General features: G+C 64.3%; 22 protein-coding genes and 1 pseudogene. 12 read left to right on the top strand and 11 right to left on the bottom strand.

All coding sequences use genetic code 11. The features are described from left to right. Window positions 1-164: 164 nt before the first annotated feature. Window positions 165-437, bottom strand: a pseudogene (locus V8683_RS03140) (ESPR-type extended signal peptide-containing protein); the annotation flags it as partial. On the opposite strand from V8683_RS03140, the gene V8683_RS03135 reads away from it, so the two are divergent. Further along, complete coding sequence (locus V8683_RS03135) at window positions 334-597, top strand: hypothetical protein (protein WP_411192394.1); 264 nt, start codon at window positions 334-336, stop codon at window positions 595-597. The pseudogene V8683_RS03140 and the gene V8683_RS03135 sit on opposite strands and share 104 nt — an antisense overlap. Before the next feature lie 441 nt (window positions 598-1,038). On the opposite strand, the gene V8683_RS03130 is transcribed toward V8683_RS03135, so the two are convergent. Further along, on the bottom strand, window positions 1,039-1,734 hold the full coding sequence (locus V8683_RS03130) for a GntR family transcriptional regulator (RefSeq protein WP_411192393.1): 696 nt from the start codon (window positions 1,732-1,734) through the stop codon (window positions 1,039-1,041). Window positions 1,735-1,912: 178 nt separating this feature from the next. On the opposite strand from V8683_RS03130, the gene V8683_RS03125 reads away from it, so the two are divergent. From V8683_RS03125 to V8683_RS03105, 5 genes are read left to right on the top strand one after another with little or no spacing between them, the layout of a single operon-like run. Beyond that, window positions 1,913-3,325: an MFS transporter gene (locus V8683_RS03125; protein WP_411192392.1), complete on the top strand. Its 1,413-nt coding sequence runs from the start codon at window positions 1,913-1,915 to the stop codon at window positions 3,323-3,325. Next, window positions 3,322-4,677, top strand: coding sequence for an MmgE/PrpD family protein (locus tag V8683_RS03120; RefSeq protein WP_411192391.1), 1,356 nt, complete (start codon window positions 3,322-3,324; stop codon window positions 4,675-4,677). Before V8683_RS03125 ends, V8683_RS03120 begins: the two co-directional genes overlap by 4 nt. Next, a complete protein-coding gene (locus V8683_RS03115) occupies window positions 4,670-5,377 on the top strand; it encodes an MmgE/PrpD family protein (RefSeq protein ID WP_411192390.1) in 708 nt (235 codons plus the stop codon). Before V8683_RS03120 ends, V8683_RS03115 begins: the two co-directional genes overlap by 8 nt. Further along, window positions 5,374-6,912 (top strand): carboxylesterase/lipase family protein, encoded by a 1,539-nt coding sequence (locus V8683_RS03110; RefSeq protein WP_411192389.1) that lies wholly within the window; start codon window positions 5,374-5,376, stop codon window positions 6,910-6,912. Before V8683_RS03115 ends, V8683_RS03110 begins: the two co-directional genes overlap by 4 nt. An 18-nt stretch (window positions 6,913-6,930) precedes the next feature. Continuing rightward, a complete protein-coding gene (locus V8683_RS03105) occupies window positions 6,931-8,511 on the top strand; it encodes a carboxylesterase/lipase family protein (protein WP_411192388.1) in 1,581 nt (526 codons plus the stop codon). A 552-nt stretch (window positions 8,512-9,063) separates the two neighbouring features. Here V8683_RS03105 and V8683_RS03100 read toward each other — a convergent pair. The 7 genes from V8683_RS03100 to V8683_RS03070 form a co-directional block, all read right to left on the bottom strand. Further along, on the bottom strand, window positions 9,064-10,137 hold the full coding sequence (locus V8683_RS03100) for a branched-chain amino acid ABC transporter permease (protein WP_411192387.1): 1,074 nt from the start codon (window positions 10,135-10,137) through the stop codon (window positions 9,064-9,066). Between the two features lie 18 nt (window positions 10,138-10,155). Next, window positions 10,156-11,193 (bottom strand): branched-chain amino acid ABC transporter permease, encoded by a 1,038-nt coding sequence (locus V8683_RS03095; RefSeq protein WP_411192386.1) that lies wholly within the window; start codon window positions 11,191-11,193, stop codon window positions 10,156-10,158. Window positions 11,194-11,239: 46 nt separating this feature from the next. Further along, the gene (locus V8683_RS03090) at window positions 11,240-11,968 is read right to left on the bottom strand and encodes an ABC transporter ATP-binding protein (RefSeq protein WP_411192385.1); all 729 of its coding nucleotides are present in this window, start codon (window positions 11,966-11,968) and stop codon (window positions 11,240-11,242) included. Window positions 11,969-11,982: 14 nt separating this feature from the next. Then, on the bottom strand, window positions 11,983-12,756 hold the full coding sequence (locus tag V8683_RS03085; RefSeq protein ID WP_411192384.1) for an ABC transporter ATP-binding protein: 774 nt from the start codon (window positions 12,754-12,756) through the stop codon (window positions 11,983-11,985). Beyond that, window positions 12,753-13,940: a substrate-binding domain-containing protein gene (locus V8683_RS03080; RefSeq protein ID WP_411192383.1), complete on the bottom strand. Its 1,188-nt coding sequence runs from the start codon at window positions 13,938-13,940 to the stop codon at window positions 12,753-12,755. The genes V8683_RS03085 and V8683_RS03080 overlap by 4 nt, the downstream gene beginning before the upstream one ends. 292 nt (window positions 13,941-14,232) lie before the next feature. Further along, window positions 14,233-15,408: a porin gene (locus tag V8683_RS03075; protein ID WP_411192382.1), complete on the bottom strand. Its 1,176-nt coding sequence runs from the start codon at window positions 15,406-15,408 to the stop codon at window positions 14,233-14,235. A gap of 471 nt (window positions 15,409-15,879) precedes the next feature. Further along, window positions 15,880-16,794, bottom strand: a complete 915-nt coding sequence (locus V8683_RS03070) for a LysR family transcriptional regulator (protein WP_411192381.1) — start codon at window positions 16,792-16,794, stop codon at window positions 15,880-15,882. A 67-nt stretch (window positions 16,795-16,861) separates the two neighbouring features. On the opposite strand from V8683_RS03070, the gene V8683_RS03065 reads away from it, so the two are divergent. Next, window positions 16,862-18,289, top strand: a complete 1,428-nt coding sequence (locus tag V8683_RS03065; RefSeq protein ID WP_411192380.1) for an NCS2 family permease — start codon at window positions 16,862-16,864, stop codon at window positions 18,287-18,289. 55 nt (window positions 18,290-18,344) lie between these two features. After that, complete coding sequence (locus V8683_RS03060) at window positions 18,345-19,439, top strand: adenosine deaminase family protein (protein ID WP_411192379.1); 1,095 nt, start codon at window positions 18,345-18,347, stop codon at window positions 19,437-19,439. 1 nt (window position 19,440) lies between these two features. Here the strand turns inward: V8683_RS03060 and V8683_RS03055 are convergent, their stop codons facing one another. Beyond that, window positions 19,441-20,130, bottom strand: coding sequence for a hypothetical protein (locus V8683_RS03055; RefSeq protein WP_462847651.1), 690 nt, complete (start codon window positions 20,128-20,130; stop codon window positions 19,441-19,443). Window positions 20,131-20,453: 323 nt separating this feature from the next. Between V8683_RS03055 and pal the strand changes: the two genes are divergently transcribed. Beyond that, window positions 20,454-20,975, top strand: coding sequence for a peptidoglycan-associated lipoprotein Pal (gene pal / locus V8683_RS03050; protein WP_411192377.1), 522 nt, complete (start codon window positions 20,454-20,456; stop codon window positions 20,973-20,975). Window positions 20,976-20,984: 9 nt separating this feature from the next. Here pal and V8683_RS03045 read toward each other — a convergent pair whose 3' ends face one another. Beyond that, complete coding sequence (locus tag V8683_RS03045) at window positions 20,985-21,440, bottom strand: MarR family winged helix-turn-helix transcriptional regulator (protein ID WP_411192549.1); 456 nt, start codon at window positions 21,438-21,440, stop codon at window positions 20,985-20,987. 307 nt (window positions 21,441-21,747) lie between these two features. On the opposite strand from V8683_RS03045, the gene V8683_RS03040 reads away from it, so the two are divergent. The 3 genes from V8683_RS03040 (at window position 21,748) to V8683_RS03030 (ending at window position 24,740) form a co-directional block, all read left to right on the top strand. Further along, complete coding sequence (locus V8683_RS03040; RefSeq protein WP_411192376.1) at window positions 21,748-22,488, top strand: ATP-binding cassette domain-containing protein; 741 nt, start codon at window positions 21,748-21,750, stop codon at window positions 22,486-22,488. Between the two features lie 25 nt (window positions 22,489-22,513). Then, window positions 22,514-23,539 (top strand): ABC transporter permease, encoded by a 1,026-nt coding sequence (locus V8683_RS03035; RefSeq protein WP_411192375.1) that lies wholly within the window; start codon window positions 22,514-22,516, stop codon window positions 23,537-23,539. A gap of 205 nt (window positions 23,540-23,744) precedes the next feature. Further along, complete coding sequence (locus V8683_RS03030; RefSeq protein WP_411192374.1) at window positions 23,745-24,740, top strand: sugar-binding protein; 996 nt, start codon at window positions 23,745-23,747, stop codon at window positions 24,738-24,740. Window positions 24,741-24,754 lie beyond the last annotated feature (14 nt).

Raw genomic sequence — 24,754 nt, 5'->3', positions numbered from 1 at the left:
ACGGAGTTGCTGCCACTCGCGGTTGATCCACCGGATCCCGTCCCCTGACCGCCCCCGATGGCAACAGCAGAGGTCCCGCTTGCGGACGAATCGTCACCCAGTGCAAAGGCACCCATCCCGCTCGACTTCGCACCAGAACCAATTGCCGTGGAACTGGCCGCGGACGCCGTGGCGTTGTTCCCGATTGCGATGGAGTACGGACTGTTCGCGGAGACGACAGCAGATGAGGTGTTCGATCCGATTGCGATGGACGAGGAACTGTTCGAGCCCACCGTTCCGTTACCGGCCGTGTACTGGGCATGAGCAACGTCGACCGCGCAGGACGATAGCAGGATGGCTGCCGCCACCGCCTTCGCGACGGCCGACCTGCTCGGCTTGCCTCGGCCGGAGTCGAGTTCCGATGCAGCTACCCAGGCCCCGAGTGCTTCGTTCCAGATTGATTTATATGATTTGTTCATACTACTAACCAAGTCAGTTTTACCCTGTTCGCTGGAAAACGCGAACTTTGGGAAAGAGGCAATCGAAATTGCGAACGAATACTCGAACAGCCGGCAGCAAGTTTCTGATAATTTCGAGATGCGATTCTATCGGCAATAATTCTCGCGCACCTACAAACAATGCAAAATACATACCCCCAAAACGTCAAATGTTGTTAATTACCCTGTTACTGCCGGCAATACCTTATTCTCCAGATTAAATGCATCTGAGAGTCCCAATCCCCCTCCATCGCCCGCTCCACCTGGTGTTCAAGCTCATATCAACATCTCCACAGAGCAGCCCCTCGTTTTAAACATCACTCTCCCGATCCATTTATCAGACAATATCAAATTGATTACAATCTATAAAAATACCAATCCTCTCCGATTATCTGATTCCTGCGCCCAGGATAATTTCTTCAAGCCGATTTACACAAAACATAGAAAATCGGCGCAAACATCGACGATGTTTAATACGGACGAAGTTGACCGGCCTGCAATGCCAGCCGGCACATCCAGGCAAATCAAAGATTCAGGAAGGAGGGACCGGCCACCGCGAGGGTCATGACGGGCTTGCGGGAGATTCGCTCCATGCCTGTTCAATCGCGCGCAACGCTCCCATCACGATCGACCGGTTGAGCGCGGCTGCCAGCACACCATCGTGCTCCGCGTAGGCCTCACACAAGCGCTGATGATCGGTACACGATCGTTGCATCCGGCCGGGCAATGAGGTGCTCAGATGCCGCAGCCGGTTCGTACGCATGCGCATCGAATCAAGCACGGCCTTGATTGTGCCGTTGCGGCTGATTCGAAGCTCCTCGTCGCGAAACGCGACGTTGGCCCAAAAGTAGCCATCCACGTCACCCTTCGCCGCAACATCGGCAAGCCGACTGTGCGCGCGCCAGAGTGCCTCGATGTCCTCGTCGCCCGCATGCTCGGCAATGGCGAGCGACACCTGCCCATAAAGCAGCGCGCGCAGTTCGTAGATCTCCCTGACTTCCTTCAGTTGCAGGACAGCGACACGCGGACGCCGTCTCGCCTGCCAGTCCACGAGCCCCTCTCGAACCAGCGTGAAGAGCGCCTCGCGCACCGGCGTGCGGCTCACTCCGAAGCGCCTGGCCAGGTCGACGGAATTCAGGTCGTCGCCTGGTTTCAGGCGGCCTTCGATGATTCCCCGTGCCACCCAGTCGACGATCCCGGCAACGGGCGTCAGTTCGTGGTCTTCCGTGAGCGGCATCGCGCTGTCGTCCCTGTCCATCAGGCATTCCTCGAAACGCCCCCGGGAGAAAGCGAAAACGGGGGTGATTGCAAAACCGCATCGCAGTAAGTGTATACACTTAATGCGACTTAGCCCTTGTTAGCATTGACTTAAGATCTATACTGAGTCGACTGTCGACACTAATAGCTGCTATTGCCTGCTCTGGCAAGGAGACGCCATGTACATGGAGCAGCGGATGGCCGGTTCGCCGGGCGTCGAGCCCAGCGTCTCCGCGCGCCTCGACCGCTTGCCGCCAACCCGCTATTTCCGGGGACTCGTCGTGCGCATCGCCATTGGCGGGTGGTTCGAGTTCTACGACATGTTCATGGCCGCCTACATCTCGCTGGGGCTCATCGCAAGCGGCCTGTATCACGCGACCACGAAAGGAGTTTTCGACGTCAACGGCTTCGCGAGCTTTCTCGGCGCGTTCTTTGCGGGCATGTTCGTCGGCACGGTTGCGCTTGGCGGCATCACGGATCGCATCGGCCGGCGGTCCGTCTTCACCTGCGCCATGCTGGTCTACTCGGTCGCGACGTTGATCGCCGCGTTCCAGAACTCGCCCGTGGCCATGGACGCCTGGCGCTTCATCGCGGGCGTCGGCATCGGCGTTCAGCTAATTACTGTGGATACCTATATTTCCGAACTGACGCCTCACCGCACGCGCGGCAAGTACCTGGCATTCAGCATTCTGGTGATCCTGACCTCGGTCCCTACCGTCGCGCTCATTTCCTGGGCGCTCGTTCCGCACACCCTGCTCGGACTTGCCGGCTGGCGCTGGGTGATGATCATCGGCTCCGCCGGGGCCGTGCTGATCTGGTTCATGCGGCGGGGCCTACCCGAGTCGCCGCGCTGGCTCGAAAGCCGCGGGCGCACGGACGAGGCTCGCAGAATCGTCGACGCCATCGAGCACAAGATCGTGCAGGAGACAGGCCGGCCGCTTTCGGCGGCGTGCCCGGACGCCCTTTCGACCGAGGCGGAAGGCGCCGGTTCATGGGCCGAAATGTGGCACGGACGGTATCTGCGCCGCACCATCATGCTGTCGCTTTTCAATTTCTGCCAGACGTTCGGTGTGTACGGCTTCGGCGCCTGGGTGCCGGTGCTGCTCTATTCGAAGGGCATTACGATCACACACTCGCTGTTCTATACGATGCTGATCGCCATCACGACGCCGCTCGGCGCAATTGGCGCGATGGCATGCGCGGAAAAATTTCAGCGCAAGTGGCAACTGGTGGGCTGTGCAATCGTGGTGGCGTGTGCCGGCGTCCTGTTCGGCTTCACGCGCGAGCCGGTCCTGATCCTCGTTTTCGGCAGCCTCGTGACGATCGCCAACAACTGGCTGATCGGCATCTTCCACACCTATCAGGCCGAGCTCTACCCCACGCGCATTCGGGCCCGGGCGGTCGGCTTCGTGTTCAGCTGGAGCCGCGTCAGTTCGATCTTCGTGGGATTCTGGGTGGCGGCGCTGCTCAAGCGCTACGGCGTCCCTGCCGTGTTCGTGCTGATTTCGTTCGCCATGTTTCTGATCGTCGTGGCCGTCGGGGCCCTGGGCCCGCGGACCAACGGCATCCGTCTCGAGGAGTTGTCGCAATGAGTTCCATTGCCGCCGTGTTCGCGCAAGGCATCGACATGCTGGCTGGCCGACCGTTGCCGTCTGCCGTTGCGAACGAGGCAAAGCGTTCGTTCCTCAATGTGGTCGGCACGACCGTCGGTGCGGCTCGCCATCCCGGTGTCGATGCGATACTCGCGGCCGCACGCGAACTTGGCGGCGGCACGATTGCGCCCGTGCTCGGGCGTACCGAACGCGCCGACGTGCACTTCGCGGCGCTCGCCAACGGCTTTGCGGGTCACGTCGACGATTTCGACGACACGCATCTGGCAACGGTCATTCATCCGGCGGCGTCGGTGCTGGCCGTCCTGACGGCACTGGCTCCGCAAACGCGGCCGACTGGCGAGCGAGCGTTGCGGGCGTTCGCCCTTGGCTGCGAGGCGCAACTGCGTGTCGGCATGTCGATCTCGCCCGAGCACTACGATCGCGGCTGGCACATTACGGGAACCTGCGGCGTCATAGGCTGTGCCGTGACGGCCGCGTTGCTGCTCGGGCTGCGCGAAGCCCAGCTCGCCGATGCCATCTCGATCGCAGCATCGATGTTCGTTGGTCAGCGCGAGGCGTTCGGCACGATGACGAAGCCCTACCATGCAGGCAAGGCAGCCGCCAATGGCATTGCCGCCGCGCGGCTTGCGCAAAGCGGCCAGCGCGTCGCGCCGGGCGTCTTCGAAGCGGCTGGCGGCTATTCGCATTCGCTCTCGACGAAGGTGGACTTCGCGCTGATGAACGACGCATTCGGCGAACGCTGGGAACTGCTCCTCAACACGTACAAGCCGTATCCCTGCGGAATCGTCGCGCATCCGGCAATCGACGGCGGTCTGACGCTCTCGCGGCAGATTGCGGACATCAGGGAGATCGACGCAATCAAGTTGCGCTGTCACCCGCTCGTGCCTGAACTGATGGGCAATGCGCAGCCCAACGACGGGCTGCAGGCGCGCTTCAGCGCGATTCATGGCGTCGCTGCGGCCCTGTGCGACCGGCAAGTGGGACTGGCCCAATACGAGGACAGCCGTGTGACTCGTGACGACGTCAAGGCGCTGCGTGCTCGCATCACGCTTGCGCCGGACCCAGGCGTCGATCGCGACGAGGTGTTCATCGAGGCACGCATGAAGGATGGCTCGACGGTTACGCATCATGTCGAGCACGCGCGCGGCAGCCTCGCAAAGCCGCTGACCGACGATGAATTGCTCGACAAGGTTCGGCTGCTTGTCGACCCGGCTCTGGGCACAGGCGCAGCGGCGCGTGTCGCGGATTTTATTGGTCATATCGAAAGCGCCGCCAGGCTCGACGCCTTGTTTTCGTTATGCACTCCCAACAAGGACCCGCACCATGCATAGTCCCGCCGCACATTCCGACGTATCCGAGGCACTGACGAAGCTGGCGGTATCGACGCCCGGCACCCATGCACTCGATGCCGCCCGCTCAGCCATTGCACAAGCCTGGTTGCAGGTGGGTAGCACACATGAATCGGATACCGCACTACGGGCACTGAGCGAAGGCAATCTCAACGACGCCCGCTTGAGCGCCTGGGAGATTGGGACCACGTTGGCCAGTCACAGCGAGCCACAGGTAGCAACGCCGGTAGTCGGTGCGGCCATGGCGATGGGCCTCCGTATCCAGGCTTCGGAAGACGACATCGCGGCAGCGGTCGCCGTCGGCACGCAGGCTGCGGAAAGACTGCTGGCCGCCGTCGACAGCGAAGGCTTCCGCGCGCGCTGGAACGTTGCCTCGTCATTGGGCATCCTGGGCGCAACGCTTGCCGTCTCCCGTCTGCTCGGACTCGATGAACTTCGCATGCGTCACGCGCTCGGCATCGCGGCGACCCAGGCGGCCGGCCTTGCCCGCAACGTCGGCCAACCAATGGGCGCGCTGGAAACGGGCAAGGCGGCGGCGGACGCCGTCGAAGCCAGCCTGCTCGCGAAACATGGCGTCACGAGCGCGCCCGCCTCCATCGACGGGCGACGCGGGCTGGCCGCGCTCATGGCCTCGCGATTCGATGCGAATGCGATCACCGCAAACAAGGAGGAATTGTCGTGACCCGGCTGATCCTGATGATGCTCCTCGTCTTGCTGTCGATCGGGACAGCAGCCGCGGCGCCGGAGGTCGAACTCCACGATGGCAAGTTAAGCGGCAGCACCGAGGGAACGGTACAGGTGTTCAAGGGCATCCCCTACGCGGCGCCGCCCGTTGGCGACCTGCGGTGGCGCGCCCCCAAACCACCGGTACCCTGGAGCGGCGTGCGCGATGCGACGCAGTTTGCCGCAAGCTGCGAGCAGTCGCGCCGCAATCCTGGCGAGGTGATTCCCTGGACGGCGGAGTATCTGTCCGACCCGCCGTTCAGCGAGGACTGCCTGTACCTGAACGTCTGGACGCCCTCGCTGCGCCACGACGCCCGCTTGCCGGTCGTCGTCTGGCTTCACGGCGGCGGATACGTCGAGGGCTCGGGCGCGGTCCCGGTCTACGATGGCGCACAGTTGGCCCGGCGCGGCATCATCGTCGTCACCATCAACTACCGGCTTGGCCTCTTCGGATTCCTCTCCACCCCGGATCTCGACGCGGAACACGACGGTTCGGGCGAGTTCGGCATGATGGACCAGGTTGCGGCGCTGCGATGGGTCCAGGCCAATATTTCCCGCTTCGGCGGAGATCCCTCGCGAGTGACGATCGAGGGGCAGTCCGCGGGCGCGATCTCCGTCCATCATCTGTTGGCCGCGCCCTCCGCAAAGGGGCTCTTTGCGCGCGCCATCGCCGAAAGCAATTCGTGGTCTCATACCGAACTGGCTCCGCTCGCCGAGGCCGATGCACTGGGCGAAAAGCTGGTCGGCCTGACGGGCGCGCAGGACCTGACCGCGCTGCGTGCCGTTTCCGCGGATCAGTTGATCGCCTTGCAGACCGACCCGCGCCTTGGCCAGAACGCCCACTTCTGGCCGGTCGACAACGGCAGTTTCATTCCGCCCGGCACCGTCGAGCGAACCGACGTTCCGGTGCTGCTGGGCTCGAATCACGACGAAGCCAGTGCGTTCAGTCCTGCCTGGCAAATCGCCACGACGACCGCGTATCGGCAACTGTTGCAGGAACACTACCTGCCCTACGCCGACCGCTTCGCAGCGCTGTATCCGGCGCAGACCGATGCCGACGTCTCCGCTGCCGTACGGCATCTGCTGGCGGACTCGGCTACCGCGGGCGTGATTGCCTGGTCGCAGGCTCGCGGCGAGCGGGCGGCGCCCGCCTACGGCTACCGGTTCGACCATCCCGAACCCGGACCGCTTGCCGCTCGTTTCGGCACCTTCCATAGCGCCGAGATTCCCTACGTCTTCGGCACGATGGACGTGGGCAACCGCCCCTTCACGGCAAAGGACCATGCGATCTCCCGTGTGGTTCAGTCCTACTGGGTGAATTTCATTCGTACCGGCAATCCAGACGGCGCTGGCCTGATGAAATGGCCACCGCTCGATAGCGGAAATTTCATGCTACTGGGCAACAAGCAAGCGGTCACGCCGCTGCTGTCGCACGACCAGCGTGAGGCCTTCCGCCTGTGGCTGAACGCCGGCGGCAAGATTGGCCTCTTCTGAAACGAAGCAATCCTGATCATGTCCACAACATTCGACAGGGCCCGCGCCGCGGGCCTTCGCGCTGCCCTCGTCCTGTGCGTTGCCGGTTCCCTCGCCGCATCGGCCTTTGCCGCCGACCCAGTGGAAGTCGCGATTGCCGACGGCACGCTGCGCGGAAGCGCGGAAAGCGGCATGGCCGTTTTCAAGGCCATTCCTTATGCTGCAGCGCCCGTGGGCCCATTGCGCTTTGCGCCTCCTCGGCCGGTACCGTCCTGGCAAGGCGTGCGCGACGCCACCCATGACGCGCCGGCCTGTGCGCAACCCGCCTCCGGAGACCCCGCCGGACGGGCGAGCGACAACGAAGACTGCCTCTACCTTAATGTCTTCGCGCCGGCCGCACACGACACGCCGCGCCCCGTGCTGGTGTGGATTCACGGCGGAGGCTGGCAGGAAGGCTATGCGAGCGCCAGCCAGTACGATCCTTCGGCGTTGGTGCACGAAGGCGGCATTGTCGTGGTCAGCATCGATTACCGGCTCGGTCCATTGGGCCTGTTGGCGCTACCTTCGCTGGACAGCGGCAACGCGCTATCCGGCAACGAGCTGATTCGCGATCAGCTGGCCGCATTGCGATGGGTGCAGCGAAACATCGCCGCGTTCGGCGGCGATCCGGCACGGGTCACGGTGGCCGGCGAATCCGCAGGTGCGAATTCGGCGTTGGCGCTGCTCGCGTCGCCCCGGGCGAAAGGGTTGTTCCAGCGTGCGATCGTCCAGAGCGGCGTCGATGACGCTCACGTCAATTCGCGAAAGACGGCCTACGCTGCGGGCGAAAAGCTCGCGAGCGACCTGGGGTGTCCTGCTGGCGCAGAGCAGGCCACCTGCCTGCGGGCCCTGCCGGTCACCTCGATTCTCAAGGGCTGGCGCAAGATGCATCTGGTACAGGATCCTGAACTGCTGCCAGTCGATCCCTATGCCGCGTTCCAGCAAGGAACGTTCAACCGGATGCCTGTGCTTGTGGGCACCAATCTGCATGAAGACTACCTGTTCGCCTCAGGACAGGAAGCGCAGTTGAACCGCAAGCTCAACGCCAAAGACTACGCAGCAGGCCTGGAATCCACCTTCGGGCCGCTCGCCAAAGCAGCAGAGACGCTTTATCCGCTCGACAAGTCGGCATCGCCGGCTGCCGCGCTGGGCGATGCCGTGGGCGATCTGCGATTTTCCTGCTATATCGACATGGCGCGTCAAGACATGTCCCGCTACACAACGGTATTCGGCTACGAACTCGACCAGCCGGATCCGCCTCAGCAGCAGCCGCGCAAAACCTGGTCGCTGGCAAACACGTCGTACCACACCACCGATCTGGGCTATCTGTTCGACAATGCCAATGGCCCGCTGCAGGGCAAGGACGCGATGCTCGGGCGGCAGATGCGCGCGTACTGGATCAATTTCGTACGCGATGGCAATCCCAATGGTTCCGGTCTGCCCAGGTGGCCGCAGTTTGCGGCCAGCCGTCCGCTGATTCGCAGGCTCTCGACTTCCGGCGGGGTCACAGCCGATTTTGCGAGCCGTCATCATTGCCCCGCAGCCGAGGACGCCGGTCTGGTTACGCGCAGTTGGCCCTGAATGGACCCTGGGTTGCCCCGAAATTGGGCATTGCCCGGCAAGCCGTTAGCTGAACTTGTGCTGCGGCGACGTGTTCGACGCCGTCGAGCTACCCGCTGTGGGGTCAGGCTTCAGCACAGGGACACCGCCGGCTGCGCCCGGATCCAAAGCCGACACGGGAAAGAGAACGTTGGAGGAGTAATGCAGGCAGACCCACTCCACCTTACTGGGACAAATCGGATCACTTTCAGATAGCCAACGGGTGCCGCAGTGGCCGCACCGGTAATACCGCACCATGATGGCGGGCCGCCGAAGCCGGCGCATGCGCACCGGGTTGCGCGTCTCGACCAGCCCGTCATGGCCGGTCGGATCTGGACTCTCCTGCATTCCGGTGCACGCGTCGCAGGTCATGGGCATTGATCTGGCGGTGGAGGGTCCACGCACTATAGCACGCGGTGCCGGACCGCCCTGGAGGCGTCCTGGCTCAATGCCGGCGCGTACAGCGGATCGGCTCCCATCTCGTCGAGCGTCTGATGAGTCGAGAGCGGGCCGTCGATATGCTACGGATACGGACTATGCGCCACCCGACCGGCGACGGGTCTCGCGCAAGCGCCCTACGATACCCTGTGGAAAGTAATAAACGCAGAGAATGAACAGCAACCCGAGCCACAAAAGCCAGCGCTCCGGATCGAAGAGGCGCGACAGGACCGGCACTGCCGATACGGCGTGGCTGGCGAAGCGCATCAGGTCTTGCAGATAGGTCTGCGTGACGACGAACAACGCTGCACCGACGGCCGCGCCATACAGTGTGCCCATCCCGCCTATCACCACCATGAGCAGGATATTGACCATGACGTTGAGCGATAGCGACGTGTCGGGACCGTTATAGCCGAGCCAGAGCGCCATCAGGGCTCCGGCCAGCGTGGCGAACAGGGCCGAGAGCACGGTGGCGACGGTGCGATAGACGAAGGTGCGGTAGCCGATCGCCTCGGCGCGGAACGCGTTTTCACGTATCGCCTGCAGAACGCGCCCGAACGGCGAATTGACGATGCGCAGCAACACGAGGAACAGCACCAGCGCGATGGCAAAGACGAAGTAATACGCAAGCAGCCGGCCATCGGGATGCACGCCGAACCAGCGCCGCTCGCCGAGCGAGAAGGCTGGGCTGAGCCACCTCGGCACGCTGAAGGTCAGACCATCCTCGCCGCCGGTCCAGTCGGACAGGCGCGAGACCAGCCCGCCAAAAGCCGTGGCCACCGCGAGCGTGATCATCGCGAAGAAGATCGCGCGCACCCGCAGCGAAAACACCCCGATCAGCGCCGCCAGCACCAGGGAGACGGCAAGCGCGGCGCACGTGCCAAGGAGGAGCGACGCCCAACCGGGCTCGAAGCGCGACATCGCAATCGCCACCCCATAGCTGCCGATGCCGAAGAACATCGTGTGGGCGAACGAAACAATGCCGGTGTAGCCGAGCAACAGATCGTAGCTCGCCGCGAGCACGACGAAGATGCAGATCTTCGCCGCAGTGTCGATGGCGCGCGCGCCCGTGAACAGAAACGGCGCAAAGGCCAGCGCAAACAGCAGCGCCGCCACGAGACCGGAGAGCGTGCGGCTGCCGGGCAGGTCGGCAGAAAGCAGTCGATTCATCAACGTTACGCTCCGCATTCAGCGCCGGGCCACGGGATAGAGCCCCTGCGGGCGCCAGAGCAGGACCAGCATCATCAGGGCGATATCGGAGAACATCGCCACCTGGGGGAAGAGGAAGCTCGTGTAGTTTTCCATCAGCCCGATCAGCAAGGCGCCGATGAAACAGCCGGTGGTCGAGCCGAGCCCGCCGATAATGACGACCATGAAGATCAGCACGTTGAGCTGGGCGCCGATCGTGACCGAAACGTTCTGCTGGTAGAGTCCCCAGAGCGCGCCGCCGAGTCCGGCGAGCGCCGCGCCAACCACGAATACGCCGATGAACACGCGATTGATCCGGTAGCCGAGCGCTTCGACCATTTCGCGGCTTTCCACGCCGGCGCGGATCAGCAAGCCGATGCGCGTGCGGCTCAGCACGAGCAGCATCGCCACGAACACGGCCAGTCCCAGCGCCATGGCGAGCAGACGATACTTCTCGATCGCCGCGCCGCCCAGCAGGACAGCGCCTTCGAGGTGAGCCGGCACCGCCAGCGCAATGTCCTGGCCGCCCCAGATCACCTTGATCGCTTCCTGCGCAACGATCATGCCGCCCATCGTGACGAGGATCTGCTTGAGGTGCTGGCCGTAGACCGGCCGCACGGCCAGGCGCTCGAACACGAAACCGATGGCGGCCCCCGCCGCCATCGCGGCGAAGGCCGCGAGACCGAGCACGCCGAGATTCAGGCCCATGCTGTCCGCGGAGCTCCATGCGGCCAGCGGCAGCATGACCGATGCGCCCACATAGGCCCCGAGCGCCACGAAAGCCCCATGGCCGAAGTTGAGGACGTCCATGAGGCCGAACACGAGTGTCAGGCCCGACGCGACGACGAAGATGATCATGCCCATCGCCAGTCCCGCCACGCTCAGCGTGAACCAGGTCGATCCGCTGCCGACGAGCGGGTACGCGAGCACGATCACGAGCGGCACCAGCGCGAGCGGGATCCAGTCGAGCCGCGCTTGGGGCAAGGCAGCAGGCGCAGCCGCTGCGCCTGCCTGAGACTTCGGGGTAACGGTGCTCACGTGTTTGGGTCTCCTCTTTATCCGGATCGCAGCGGCTCACCGCGGATCACTGGTGCGCCGCGAGCGACAATCCCAACAAACGTTGCTGCAGCGCTTCGTCCGCGGCAAGGCCGGCCATCGTTCCGCGATGAACGACGCGCCCGTCGTCCATCACCGCGACCGTGTCGCCCACCGAGCGCGCCATATGGAAGTTCTGTTCGACCAGCAGGATCGAGATCGCGGTCTGCCGCAGTTCGAGGAACACTTCGATCATGTTCTGGATGATCGCGGGCGCGAGCCCCTTGGTCGGTTCGTCGACGATCAGCAACTGGCGCGGCTCGATGATGGCGCGCGCCACCGAGAGCATCTGCTTCTGGCCGCCCGACAGCACGCCCGCGCGCTGGCGCCAGAACGTCTTGAGCGCCGGAAACATGCGGAACACCCAGTCGAGCCGTTCGGAGTCCAGATCGCCGCTGCGCGCCGCGAGCCGCATGTTCTCGGCAACGGTCAGGTCCGCGAACACGCCCATGTTTTCGGGCACATAGGCAATGCCGGCACGCGCGATATCCGCCGTGCGCTGTTTCGCGATCGGTACGCCGTCGAACTCGATGGTGCCCGCGCTCGGCCGCCACATGCCCATGATGGTGCGCAGCGTCGTGGTCTTGCCGGCGCCGTTGCGGCCCAGCAGCATCGTCACGCCGCCGCGCGGCACCTCGAAGCTCACGCCGTGCAGGATGTGATACGGGCCGATGTGGGTCTCGACGTCATGCAGCCTCAGGATGGGGTTCTCGGTCATGGCAGGCCTTCGGGTCAGGACGCGACGCCCAGATAGGCCTGCTGCACGATCGGCGAGGCCATCGCCTCGGCCGGATCGCCGTCGGCCACGAGCGTGCCGTTGTGCAGCACGATAATGCGGTCGGCGAGCGAACGCACCACGTCCATCTTGTGCTCGACGAGCAGCACGATCTTGCTGCTGTCGCGCTTGATTTCGTGAATCAGGTCGAGGATCACCGGCACCTCGTCGACGCTCATGCCGGCCGTGGGTTCGTCGAACATGAAGACGCGGGGTTCGAGCGCGAGCATCATCGCCACCTCCAGCTTGCGCTGATCGCCATGCGGCAGCGAAGCCGCCGGGAGATGCCGCTTTTCCGCCAGCGCCACCCGCTCGAGGCAGGCTTCGGCCTGCTCGCGCAGCGCGCGATGCGCACTCCACACCGAGAGCAGATCGAACGCCTTGTGCCGGCGCGCCTGCACGGCGAGCCGCACGTTCTCGAACACTGAGAGGCGCGGAAACAGGTTGGTGAGCTGAAAGGCGCGGCCGATGCCGCGTCGCGTCTTCGCCGGCACCGGGAGGCGCGTGACGTCTTGACCGTCAAGCAGCACGTGGCCGGCGCTCGGCGGCAACTGCCCCGAGATCAGGTTGAAAAAGGTCGTCTTGCCGGCCCCGTTGGGGCCGACGATGCACGTCAGTTCGCCCGCCCGGAACGTGCACGACACCGCATTGACGGCCACATGGCCGCCAAAGCGGATCGTCAGTTCGCGCGTTTCGAGCGTCCTGCCGGGTGTGCTCCCGGGCGTGCTCACTGATGGTTCTCGATGGGCACGTCCATGTCGGAGGCCTTGATCTCGTTGACCAGCTCCGGCACGGCCCACGTCAGCTTCGGATCGACCGCGATCTTGAAGTGATACATGGACTGCATGGCCTGGTGGTCCTGCTTGCGGAACGTCATCGCCCCCTTCGGCGTCTCGAACGACATGCCTTCCATCGCGCCGATCAGCTTGTCGGCATTCGGGTCGCCGCCGGTCTTCTTCAGCGCGTCGACGAGCGCGATGCCGGCCGCCACGCCGCAGACGGTAAAGAAGTCGGGCGGTTCCTTGTAGCGCGCTTCATAGGTGGAGACCAGCCAGTCGTTGGCCTTGTTCTTCGGGATGCCGTAGTAGTAATACGTTGCGCCTTCCATGCCCGGGAAACGCTTGTATGCAGCAAGCGCCGGCAGGATGTTGCCGCCCGTCGCGATCTGGATGCCGTAGCGCTGCGGATCGAGATCGGCGATCTTGAACGGATTGCCCTGCCCGGCCCACAGAATGAAGATGACCTTGCGGCCGGGTTGATCCTTCAGCGAATCGAACAGGTGTTGGGCCGCGGCCGTGAAGTCGGTCGTATTCAGCGGCAGGTACTCTTCGTGCACGACCTTGGCGTTCTTCAGCGCGCCCTTGAAGGCCTTGATGCCGTCACGCCCGAACGCATAGTCCTGTGCCAGCGTGGCGATTTCCACGCCCGGCTGGTCGAGCGCCCGTGCATTCGCAATCGCGTCCTGCGAGGAATTGCGCGCCGAGCGGAACACATAGCGGTTCCAGTTCTTGCCGGTGACCGAATCGGCCACGGCCGAGTCGACGAGCAGGACCTTCTGGTACTGCTGCGCGATCGGCTCCATCGCCAGCGCCTCGCCGGAGCCGGTCGCCCCGACGGCAACGTCGGCGTGGTCGTCGTTATACGCCGCTTCGAGCTGCGCGCGGGCGACATCGGGCTTTCCCTGGGTATCCTTGTGAATGACGACGAGCTTGTGACCGTCCACGCTCATCGTGCCCTGCGTCTCGTACTCGATGCCCAGCATGAGCCCCGTGTCGGTTTGCTTGCCGTATACCGACAGCGGGCCGCTGTCGTCGTAGACGTGTGCGATCGTGATGTCCGTCGCGGCGCCCGCGCTGCCTGACGCCAATCCCGCCACCGCGAACAGCGCGCATACCGCCAGTTGCCTGCCGTGCATCTGTGTCTCCTGGGTTGAGTTTGTTGTCGTTCTGTGCATTCAAGGCGCCGCGAAACCGGCGCGTTCGGCAATCGCAACAATATGGGCGACGAATGCATTGTCGTCAACGTTCTCGAGACCGCGAAACGCAACGCCAGGTGGAGAGGAAACGCGTTGCCACGCGAAGGCAAACGGTGCCGACGCAACTTTCCTCTCACCGTCGAAGACTTGTGACTTCCACCAATAGGAGAACCGCACGATTTCGGCTAGCCTGCGGCGGCGCTGCTTGCGCGCCGCGCGCGGCAGACCCGGATCAGAACCGCGTCAGAATGCCCGCGAACACGCCCGTTTGTGAGCCGCCAAAATTCGGATCGGTGCGGGTGTTCGCCGCGCCGCTCGCTGGGTCGTTGACCTCGTTCGCGCCATAGGGATCGCTATAGCCGTCGCCCAGCCCGATATTGGAAGTCGAGCTGTTGCGCACGGTCGCCACTTCCGAATAGAACGTGGTGCGCTTCGAGAGCGCGTACGTTGCCGTCAACGTGTAGAGCGTGGCGTTGCCGTTGCCGTGGTTCGCGTTCGTGTGATAGACGGCCGCGCCGAACGACGTAAAGGCCGTCACGTTCCAGCGTGCGCCAAGCCATTCCTGCTCGGCCTGGGTTGGCAGCGACGTACCCGAAGGCTGCGCGGTCGGCGCGCCGTCGCCGAAGTAGCCGACATTGGACGCCTGCGGCGCGTCGAGCAACTGATAGCCGCCGTAGAACGTCACCCCGCCGATCGTGTACGTGCCGCCGGCCATGATCGAGCGCGAGTTCACGTAGACGTTGTCGAACTGGCCATTGCTGTCACGAATCTCGTCGTAAATCGCCATCAGGCGCGCACTGCCGATGTCGTAGAGAAACTCGATGCCGTCCGAGCGCCCCTGCGGACCGCCAAGCTGCCCCGGGCCGCTGCCCGGATTGCCCGCGTTCCATGTGGCGCTATTGGTCAGATCGTACTGCCCCTTCACCCGCAGGCCGCCCAGCGTCGGCGACGTATATTCGAACCCGTTCGAAGCCGTCGACCAGTTGCGGCCACGCACCAGCGTCTGGATGCCATAGAGCATCATCAACTGCGGGTCGAGTTCGAAGCTGTCCTGCTGAAGTTCGTACTCGCCCATGTTGCCGACCTTGAACGTGCCCCAGGCGTCATTGGTCGCGCCGACGATCGCCTGCCGGCTGAACAGCGTGCCGCCGAGCTGGCCGTTCAGCGAATTGAAGCCGGCCTCCAGCGTGAAGATGATCTTGGTTCCGCCGCCAATCTCCTCCGAGCCTTTCACGCCGAAACGCGGCACGTCCCAGTTTCCGCTTTCCATCGTGAATGCGTTGCCTTGCGGCATGCCGGTCTGATACTGCAGGCCCGTATCGATGCGACCATAGAGCGTCACGCTGCTTTGCGCATGCGCGGCGCCGGACACGCCCAGTACGGAAGCGAAAAGAAGCCACTTTTTCATGGAACGGATCCCCATTTTGGTGTGAGCACAGCTTTGAAATGAATCGGCTTGCACGCGTTCCGGGATTTCATGGCCGGCCGTTTAAGCAGGAGTCCTTGATGAATCCGTTGCGATGCAGGGATCGTCTGCCTGTTTGCGGGTCATGCGGTCACGTGAGCGGCGCGGGCCGGCGCGGGTCAACCCGTTCACGGCCGCCATCCGCTTGATTGCCCGCAGTGTATGCAGGTCGCGTAGAAAACAAAAACTTATTATTGTTATCTGTCTATAAATTCAATTTATTCTAGCCGGCGTCGTGTGCGGCCCCCGCAGGCGTTGCGCCCGTCGAATCGGTGGCCATAAATTCAATCTTCGATCCTATAAAAAAACAAAATTATTTTTTATTCTGCGGATCCGTATAGTGGTGGCCAGTTTCCAGCGCGCAGGCAAGGCGAGCCGCCCGCGCGGCACTGACATACCGGAGAGGACATGGCGTTAAAGCTTCGCGGCGATCCATTCCCTGCAGATGCGCACATGCGGCCCCCGGTCGTCGTCGGCCAGCGAAATAAGCGCAATGGAGCGCGTGACGCACGGCTTGTCGAGCCGTATCGCGATGAGCTCCGGATCGTGCAGATGCATCGTGTAGAGGCTGGGCAGCACCGCAAGCGCAAGACCGTTGCGCACGAGTGCGTAGAGCGACTCGGTGTATTCCATGCGATAGCTGACGCTCAGGCGCAAATTCTCGGCCATCCCGGTACGTTGCAGCGCGTCGCTCACGCTGCCGCGCACGAATACCGCGAGCGGGCGATCGGTCAGCCGGCTCCAGTTCACCGTGCGGCGCTTCGCGAGCGGATCGTCGCGCCGCGTGACCACCACGATCTCGTCTTCGATGAGCGGCTGGTAGTGCAGCACGGCGTCGGTGTCCGCGACTTCGGGTTCGTGCACGCCAATACCCAGATCGACGCGCCCTTCGCGGATCGCTTCGAGCAACGCGCTGTTGGGCAGATCCTGCACGACGAAGCGCAGCGACGGCTCCCGTTCGCCGAGCGCCGTCAGCGCCTGCATCAGGCGGCCGGCCACCGAGGGAATCAGGCCGATGCGCACGGTTCGCGCGCGTTCGGCGAAGGTGCTGGCCATGTCGTCGAACGTGCCGCGCGCGCTATTGAGCAGGCGTTCGGCGAGCGGAAGCACGCTGGCGCCCGCATCGGTCAGCGTGAGGCGATGGGCCGAGCGGGCGAACAGCGCGCCTCCCAGCAGGTTCTCGATCTGGCGAATCGCCGCGGTCAGGGCCGGCTGAGTCAGCGCCAGTTCGCGGGCGGCCTGCGTGAAGCTGCCGGCATGCGCGAGCACCACGAAGTACTGGATCTGTTTGAGCGTGAGCGCGGGAAGCAGGGATGAGCGGCTGGACATGGCGGGGCGCTGGAAAGACGCGATGCGCAGCAGTATAAGGTTGAACCTCAAGAGGAGAAAATGTTCGATGAGTAAGGACTCTTCCGCCGATTCCGCAACTCCGGGAGCAATCGGCGCGCCGCCCTCAGACGGCGATCGCGGCGCCGTCGCGACCACCGCGGCTACCGTAACTACCGCAACTACGGGCTGGCTGGACCGGCATTTCGCCCTGCGTGCGCGCAATACGACGCCGAGAATCGAGGCGCTCGCCGGCATCACGTCGTTTCTTGCCGCCGCCTATCTGCTCGTCGTGATCCCCTCGCTGCTCGCGACGGGCGGCATGGATCGCGGCGCGGCCACGACTTCGACCATCATCCTGTTCGTCGCGGGCACCCTTTTCATGGGGCTCTATACCAATCTGCCGTTCATGGTGGGGCCGGGTATCGGCGGATCGGTGATCGTCGGCGTCACGCTCGCGGCAACGGAGCACGTCGCCTGGCAGACCGGGCTTGGCATCGCCTTCGTCTCCGGCGCCCTCTTTCTCGTCCTCACGCTGCTCGGCGCGCGCAGCCTCGTGGTGCGGCTGATCCCCGCGCAGATCAAGCTCAGTCTCGGCGCTTCGATCGGCCTATTCATCGCCGTGCTCGGCTTTCGCAATGCGGGCATGGTCGTCGCCAATGCGAAGACCAATGCCCTCGCCCTCGGCGACTTCTCGCGGCCGGGCACGCTCGTCGCGTTGACCGGTCTCGCGGCCGCCGTGCTGCTGCAGGGCCGCCGCGTGCCGGGCGCGATACTCTGGGCCATCCTGATTGCCGCGGCCGTGGGGGTGCCGCTCGGCGTCACGCACCTGCCCGCTGCGCCGATCGCGCTGCCGCACGACATCATGCCGGTATCCTTCAAGCTCGACATTCGCAGCGCGCTGACCATCGCCGCCTTGCCGTACCTGTTCGCGTTCTTCGCCGCCGAGTTCTTCTCCACGCTCGGCACGACGCTCGCCGTCGGCGCCAAGGCCAATCTGCTCGATGAACACGGCAACCTGCCGAACATCAACCGGCCCTTCCTCGTCGACTCCATCGCCGCGATGCTTGGTCCCGTGCTCGGCATTCCGGCGATGACGGCGCTCGTCGAATCGGCCGCGGGCGCCGAAGCGGGCGGCCGCAGCGGCCTCTCGTCGCTCGCCGCCGCCGCGATGTTCGCGCTGACACTCCTGTTCGTTCCGGTGGCGCTAAGCATTCCGAAGGAAGCCACCGCACCCGCGCTGATCCTGATCGGCCTTTCGATGTTCAGCACGATCCGCCACGCGCAGCTCAGCGATTTCACCGACGCCGTGCCGGTGCTGTTCATGGTGCTGCTCACGCTGATGTCCAACAGCTTCGGCACCGGCATTGCCGGCGGCCTCCTCGTCTACGTGCTCGTGAAACTGCTCGCCGGGCGCCTGAGCGAGGTGCCGTGGGGCCTTGCCGTGCTGGCCGTTCCGCTCGGCTACTATTTCTGGACCGTCGTCAAGCCGCATTGAAGCCGCACGGTGAATCCGCGCAGTAAATCCGTCTGATCGCAACACCATAGAAAACATGAACGAGACACCAGGCAACGTACCCGCCTCCCGCACCGGCATCGTGGTGACGCCGGCCCATCGGGCATTCTTCCGGGCGATTCCAAAAGTCGAACTGCATTGCCATCTGCTCGGCGCGGTCCGCCACCAGACCTTTGTCGATCTCGCCGAAAAGCGTCGGGCGCCGATCACGCGCGAGGAGATCGACGCGTTCTACACGCGCGGCGAGAAGCCGGTTGGCGTGTTGCGCGTCCTGCGCGCGCTCGACGAACACCTGCTGGCCGAGCCCGACGACCTGCATCGCATTGCTTACGAATATCTCGAGGACGCCTCGGCGCACAACGTGCGTCACGCCGAATTCTTTTGGAACCCCACCGGCACCGTGCGCGTATCGAAGATTGCATACGGCGACGCGCAGGCCGCGATCGTCATGGCGATTCGCGACGCGGCGCGCGATTTCGCCATCTCGGCGCGGCTGATCCCGAGCATCGACCGCGAAGCCGATCCGGACGAAGCCGTGGCGCTGGTGGAATGGATGAAGCAGCACCGCGTCGAGGAGGTGGCCGGGCTTGGCATCGACTATCGCGAGAACGACCGGCCACCCGAATTGTTCTGGAAAGCTTATCGTCACGCGCGCGAAGCAGGGTTCCGGACCACCGCGCACGCGGGGGAATTCGGCATGCCCTGGCGCAACGTGGAGACCGCCGTGGACCTGCTGAAGGTGGACCGCGTGGACCACGGCTATACGATCGTGGACAATCCCGCGCTGGCCACGCGTTATGCGGCAGCAGGAATCGTGTTCACCGTGGTCCCGACCAACTCCTGGTATCTGCGCACGCTGCCCGCCGACCAATGGGCGGAACGCCATCCGATCCGCCGGATGCCGGGCCTCGGCCTCAAGATCCATCCGAATACCGACGACCCGACGCTGCACAAGGTCACACCCAGCGAGGCGTGGGAACTGATGTTCAGCCACTTCGGCTTCGGCATCGACGATCTGCGCGCGTTCATGCTCAACGGCATCGACGGTGCGTGGGTCGATGAAGCCACGCGCGATGGCTGGCGCGCGAGCTGGGTGCGGGAGTTCGATGCGGGCGCGGCTACGTTGCGTTGACTCAGCCCTGCCGCTGCCCGCGCAAGGACCGCGTATTGCGCTCGATCGCCATGAGCAGGATCAGCACCGTGAGAAAGCCCGCGAGCGCCAGCAGTATTCCGAGCGACGACCGGAATTGCCCGCTTCGATTGTTCTCGGCCTCGATGGCGTTGGCGGCCAACGTAACACGCTCGATCTTCATATGCGCGTACTGGCTCATCGCCGCCGCCACATAGCGTTCCCGATCGTCCCATTCCCAGGTCGCCGCGTGCTGGCTGGCGCGCGCGATCACGTCGGAAAGTTCGTCCAGGAACGGCTGCCGGTCCGGGGGCGGCACGCTTCCCAGCCAGCCATCGAGCACCGTCTGGCTCGCGTCGTCCTGATTCAGCACCGCGCGAAGCGCAGCCGGCACCACGAGGCCCGCGGCGCCCGCCACGTCGAGCGTGGGCGCCGCGCCGTTCGACAACGCGTCGTTGGCCGCCTCGGTGCCCGGGATCGTGCCCAGCACGTCGCTGGCCGCGACGGGCGGGTCGGCGATCACACCCGTACCTGCGGGCGCGGCAAGCGCGAAGACAACGGCGATCATGCCCATCACAGCAGCGACCAGCGCGACGATACACAGAATGCGTGCCGTGCCCAGCAAGCGGCGTTCCACCTTGTCTGCAAGACTCATTTCGACCCCGTAGACCTCTACCTCGGCTTCCCGGCGCATCTCGAACACCCGAAAAAAAACCCAGCGGCGACGCTGGGTGAGGGGAAGTTGCCGCCGTCGCTGCCAACGGCAACCGGACGTCCTGTCCGTCAAAGCTGAGGCACAACGGTCACGCGCCATCGTTTCCTGCAATGATCGAAAGCCCATTGCAAAGAACGATCACGACGTGACATGTATGGCAATTTAGGCGGGCAGGCTTAAACGAAACTTAAATTCACGGACTTTCGCGGCGCGGGAAATTACCGAGGCGTCGTGTACCATTGCTCGCTAGACTGCAACGTGCGACCGGGGTGCCCGCGCCCGGCCTCTTTCCCGGAAACCGAATGAATTTGCATCGATCCTGCGCCGCCATGCTGCTGGCCGCGCTCCTTGCCGGATGCCATCACCCGGCATCGGCGCCCCAGGCCACCGGCACGGCAAACACGAACCCAGCGGCCTCGCAACCGGTCTCCGAACCGATGGCAGCGACCGCAGCGACCGACGAGCTCAACAATCCCAACGGCCCGCTCGCGAAGCGCAACCTCTATTTCGATTTCGACAGCGACACGGTGAAGGGCGACTACCAGCCGCTGTTGCGCGCGCTCGCCGACTACCTGCGACGCCATCCGGGCCAGCACGTGCTCATCCAGGGCAACACCGACGAGCGCGGCTCGGACGAGTACAACCTTGCGCTCGGCGAGCGCCGCTCGCAGGCCGTGCTGCATGAACTCGAAACGCTCGGCGTGCCCGATTCGCAGATCGAAGCGGTCAGCCTTGGGAAGGAAAAGCCCGTCGCCCTCGGGCACGACGAAGCATCGTGGGCCCAGAACCGGCGCGCCGACCTCGTTTATCAACCGCAGCCGTAGCGCAAGCCCTCAGAACCCGCCTGACTCCTGGCCCGCGGATTGCCGTCGCCGGTCGTCGTGTTCCTCGCGAAACGCCCAGCCGAAGGCCTGAACCTCCGACTTGTGCAGTGCAGCCAGTTTCGCGAGGCAACGCTCGCCCTCCGGCGTGAGGTGCACCTGAACCTGCCGCCGGTCATGCGAACCCGGCACCCGGCGGACGAGCCCGGCCGCCTCGCAGCGCGTGACGAGCGCGACGGTCCCATGCGAGGACGCCTGCAGACGCTCCGCCAGTTCGCCCACCGTGGCCCAGTCGCGGTCGGGGAAAGCACGCGTGTGCAGCATCAGCATGTATTGCAGCGGCGTGACGCCCTCGGCATGGACGATTTCTTCCGAATACCGCAAGAATCGACGCAGTCGATAGCGAAACTCCGAAAGCTCCCGCAGATCCGCTTTCGTCACTTTTCCAGTCGTTTTGCGGCGCGTCATAGGCATGGGCCTCTCGATGCAGTAAGGCTCGGGGCGAAAACAAGGTCACTTTGCGACATAAAATACAGGCGTAGCGCGGAGGGCGTTCAAAAGGCCATTGTAATGGAGCGTCCGCTTCGGATGACGCCCATCCGAGGCCCCTTTCCTCCCGTGCGCCCGATAAACCGGCTGTAAAAGTGGCCATGAAAATGACTGCCTAAACGGCCTTGCAAAAATGGCGATCGTGCTCTAAAAATCATTTAGTTTGACTATCTACTCGTCGCTCTGCGGGGGCGGCGGATCTCTATCGGAGCGAGCGCGACAGTCCATGAGTCTATTGGAGCTCAGAGGCGTTTCAAGGTACTTCGGCGCCATTCACGCCCTGACCGACGTGACGCTCAGTCTGGAGCCGGGCCAGGTGGTCGGGCTCATGGGCGACAATGGAGCCGGAAAGTCCACGCTGGCCAAGGTGATCGCCGGCAACTTCCCGCCTTCGCATGGCGAAATGCTCATCGACGGCAAGCCGGTCCATTTCAGCAAACCGATCGATGCGCGCGCCCGCGGGATCGAGGTCGTCTATCAGGACCTCGCGCTCTGCGACAACCTCACGGCAGCCGCCAATGTCTTTCTCGGCCGCGAACCGCGGATCGGGTTCTGGCCTTTTCGCGTGCTCGATCACGCGACCATGTTCCGGCGCGCCGGCGAACTCTTCAAGGAACTCAAATCCGAAACGCGCCCGCACGACCTCGTGCGGCAGATGTCGGGCGGCCAACGGCAGGCGGTGGCGATCGCCCGCACGCGCCTTTCCGAAGCGCGCCTCGTCATCATGGACGAGCCGACGGCCGCGATCAGCGTGCGCCAGGTGGCGGAGGTGCTCGAACTCATCAAGCGGCTGTCCGATCACGGCATCGCCGTCATTCTGATCAGCCACCGCATGCCCGACGTCTTCTCCGTCGCCCACCGCGTGATCGTCATGCGGCGCGGGCGCAAGGTCGCGGACAAGAGCACGGAGGCGTCCTCGCCGGAAGAAGTGACGGGCCTCATTACCGGCGCCATCGCCGCCGCCTGAGCCGGACATGCACGGGAGCCAAGAATTGAACGAGCCGCCTGGAAGGCCGACCCCCACGCCGACACTGCTCGACGACCCGCAGGCAACGAAGACCCATACGCCGTGGAGCGGGCTCGTCGCGAGCCAGGTATTCTGGGTGGTGCTCGCCACCATCATCGGCTGCATCGTACTGTCGTTCGTGACGTCGAGCTTCGCGACCTCGCAAAACCTCTTCAACGTAACGCGCAACTTCGCTTTCGTCGCCATTGTCGCGCTCGGCATGATGGCCGTGATCATTACGGGCGGCATCGACATTTCCGTCGGTTCGACGATCGGCGTCTCCGGCATCGTGCTCTCGGTGGTCATGAACGCCGGCTACCCCATCTGGGCCGGCATCGGCATGGCGCTGTTGACCGCCGGGCTTGTCGGGCTCGTGAACGGCGTGCTCATCGCTTACCTCGACATGCAGCCCTTCGTCGTCACGCTCGGCATGCTGAGCATCGGCCGCAGTCTCGCGCTCGTGATCTCGCGCAGCCGCACCATTTTCGAGTTCGGGCCGGACGGCAGCCAGCTGCTTGCGCTCGGCGGCGGCAAGACCCTCGGCGTCGCCAATCCCGTGTGGTTCCTCGTCGTGCTCGCCGTCGCCTTCTGGTTCGCCTTCCGCTGGACGCGCTGGGGCCGCTACGTCTTCGCCGTCGGCGGCAACCGCCACGCGGCCAACCTCGCGGGCGTGCCGGTGCGCCGCATCATCTGTTCCGTCTACGTGCTCGGCGGCCTCATGGCGGGCGTCGCGGCCATCCTCGAAGTCGGCTGGCTCGGCGCGGTGACGACCGGCCTCGGCACCGGCGACGAACTGCGCGTCATCGCGGCGACCGTGATCGGCGGCAGCAATCTTGCGGGCGGCGTCGGCAGCGCCTTCGGCACGGTCGTGGGCGCGGCGCTCATCGAAGTCATCCGCAACAGCCTGATCCTGCTCGGCGTCGATTCGTTCTGGCAGGGCACGGTGGTCGGCAGCTTCATCATCGTCGCGGTGCTGCTCAACCGGTTCAGCGGAGACCGGCAACGCAATTGAGGGTATCCGGGTGCCGCGAACGGCGCCGGGGTACGGAGGACGCAGGACACCGCGCGCGACGACCGGACGCCATCCGGCCGCATCGCGCGATGCTGCGGGTGAGCCCGGATGCGCAGGCAGGTGAAAGCGGGCTTTTCATACGATGTTGACGAGGTGTGTGATGAGACACAGGCGCCGTAGACCCGGCGCAACACAGGAGGCGACAATGAGAAAGGCATGGATGTGGTGTCTTGCTGCAATCGGCGGGCTGGCAATGCTGAGTAGTCCCGCCTTCTCGGCAGACAAAACGCTGGCGCTGGTGGTGAAGGGGCTCGACAACCCCTACTTCGACCTCATGCGCCAGGGATGCGAACGGGCGAACAAGGAACTCCACAAGCAAGGGTTCAACTGCTACTACACGGGACCCGCGACAGCGGCTGACGAAAGCGCGGAAGTGCAGATCATCGACGACCTGCTGACCAAGGGTGTCGCGGCGATGGCGATTTCGCCCTCGAACGCGCCGGCCGTGGCGGAAGTCCTGCGGCACCACAACGGCTCGGTCCCAGTCATCACGACGGACGCCGACCTGCTGCCGAAGGATGCTTCGCTGCGCAAGAGCTATGTCGGCACCGACAACTACGAGCTGGGCTTCAAGCTCGGCGAGCAGCTCAAGTTGCTGATGCCGAAGGGCGGCAATATCTGCCTCGTGATGGGCAATCCCGCGGCCGAGAACATCAACCAGCGCGCCCAGGGCACGCGCGATGCGCTCTCCGGCAAGAAGGGGATCGAAAAGCTCGCGGGCGAGAACGGCTGGCATGAAATCAGCGCCTGCCCGCTCTATGTGAACGACGACGCCGCCAAGGCGAACCAGATGATGCAGGACACGCTCACGGCGAATCCCACCGGCCTCGACGCCTTCGTGCTGGAGGGCGGCTGGCCGCTCTTCGCGCCGGAAGCCTATTCGCAGGTGGTCGGGCCGATCATGGACAAGATCAAGAGCGGCCAGTTCGTCATCGTCTCGGCGGATACGCTCGGACCGGAGCTGCAGGCCCTGAAGGACCACAAGGTCAACATCCTCGTGGGTCAGCGGCCTGAGGAGATGGGCTACCAGGCCGCGATGATCATGCGCGACCTCGCCCAGGGCAAGACGGTGAAGCCGCTCATCCATACCGGGCTCGACACCTGCACCTGGAAGAACGCGGATACCTGCCTGAAGCACTAATCAGTCCGCAGTCG

It is taken from the genome of Paraburkholderia sp. AV2 (genome assembly GCF_054968425.1).
Note: the sequence above shows the minus strand (reverse complement) of the source record. Positions and strands in the feature narration are given on the sequence as shown.

Bases quoted from the DNA above. Each gene is read 5' to 3' on its own strand.
- V8683_RS03135 (WP_411192394.1), top strand. From the start codon at position 334: ATGGCTGCCGCCACCGCCTTCGCGACGGCCGACCTGCTCGGCTTGCCT.
- V8683_RS03130 (WP_411192393.1), bottom strand. From the start codon at position 1,734: ATGGACAGGGACGACAGCGCGATGCCGCTCACGGAAGACCACGAACTG.
- V8683_RS03125 (WP_411192392.1), top strand. From the start codon at position 1,913: ATGTACATGGAGCAGCGGATGGCCGGTTCGCCGGGCGTCGAGCCCAGC.
- V8683_RS03120 (WP_411192391.1), top strand. From the start codon at position 3,322: ATGAGTTCCATTGCCGCCGTGTTCGCGCAAGGCATCGACATGCTGGCT.
- V8683_RS03115 (WP_411192390.1), top strand. From the start codon at position 4,670: ATGCATAGTCCCGCCGCACATTCCGACGTATCCGAGGCACTGACGAAG.
- V8683_RS03105 (WP_411192388.1), top strand. From the start codon at position 6,931: ATGTCCACAACATTCGACAGGGCCCGCGCCGCGGGCCTTCGCGCTGCC.
- V8683_RS03100 (WP_411192387.1), bottom strand. From the start codon at position 10,137: ATGAATCGACTGCTTTCTGCCGACCTGCCCGGCAGCCGCACGCTCTCC.
- V8683_RS03090 (WP_411192385.1), bottom strand. From the start codon at position 11,968: ATGACCGAGAACCCCATCCTGAGGCTGCATGACGTCGAGACCCACATC.
- V8683_RS03080 (WP_411192383.1), bottom strand. From the start codon at position 13,940: ATGCACGGCAGGCAACTGGCGGTATGCGCGCTGTTCGCGGTGGCGGGA.
- V8683_RS03075 (WP_411192382.1), bottom strand. From the start codon at position 15,408: ATGAAAAAGTGGCTTCTTTTCGCTTCCGTACTGGGCGTGTCCGGCGCC.
- V8683_RS03070 (WP_411192381.1), bottom strand. From the start codon at position 16,794: ATGTCCAGCCGCTCATCCCTGCTTCCCGCGCTCACGCTCAAACAGATC.
- V8683_RS03065 (WP_411192380.1), top strand. From the start codon at position 16,862: ATGAGTAAGGACTCTTCCGCCGATTCCGCAACTCCGGGAGCAATCGGC.
- V8683_RS03060 (WP_411192379.1), top strand. From the start codon at position 18,345: ATGAACGAGACACCAGGCAACGTACCCGCCTCCCGCACCGGCATCGTG.
- V8683_RS03055 (WP_462847651.1), bottom strand. From the start codon at position 20,130: ATGCGCCGGGAAGCCGAGGTAGAGGTCTACGGGGTCGAAATGAGTCTT.
- pal (WP_411192377.1), top strand. From the start codon at position 20,454: ATGAATTTGCATCGATCCTGCGCCGCCATGCTGCTGGCCGCGCTCCTT.
- V8683_RS03045 (WP_411192549.1), bottom strand. From the start codon at position 21,440: ATGACGCGCCGCAAAACGACTGGAAAAGTGACGAAAGCGGATCTGCGG.
- V8683_RS03040 (WP_411192376.1), top strand. From the start codon at position 21,748: ATGAGTCTATTGGAGCTCAGAGGCGTTTCAAGGTACTTCGGCGCCATT.
- V8683_RS03030 (WP_411192374.1), top strand. From the start codon at position 23,745: ATGAGAAAGGCATGGATGTGGTGTCTTGCTGCAATCGGCGGGCTGGCA.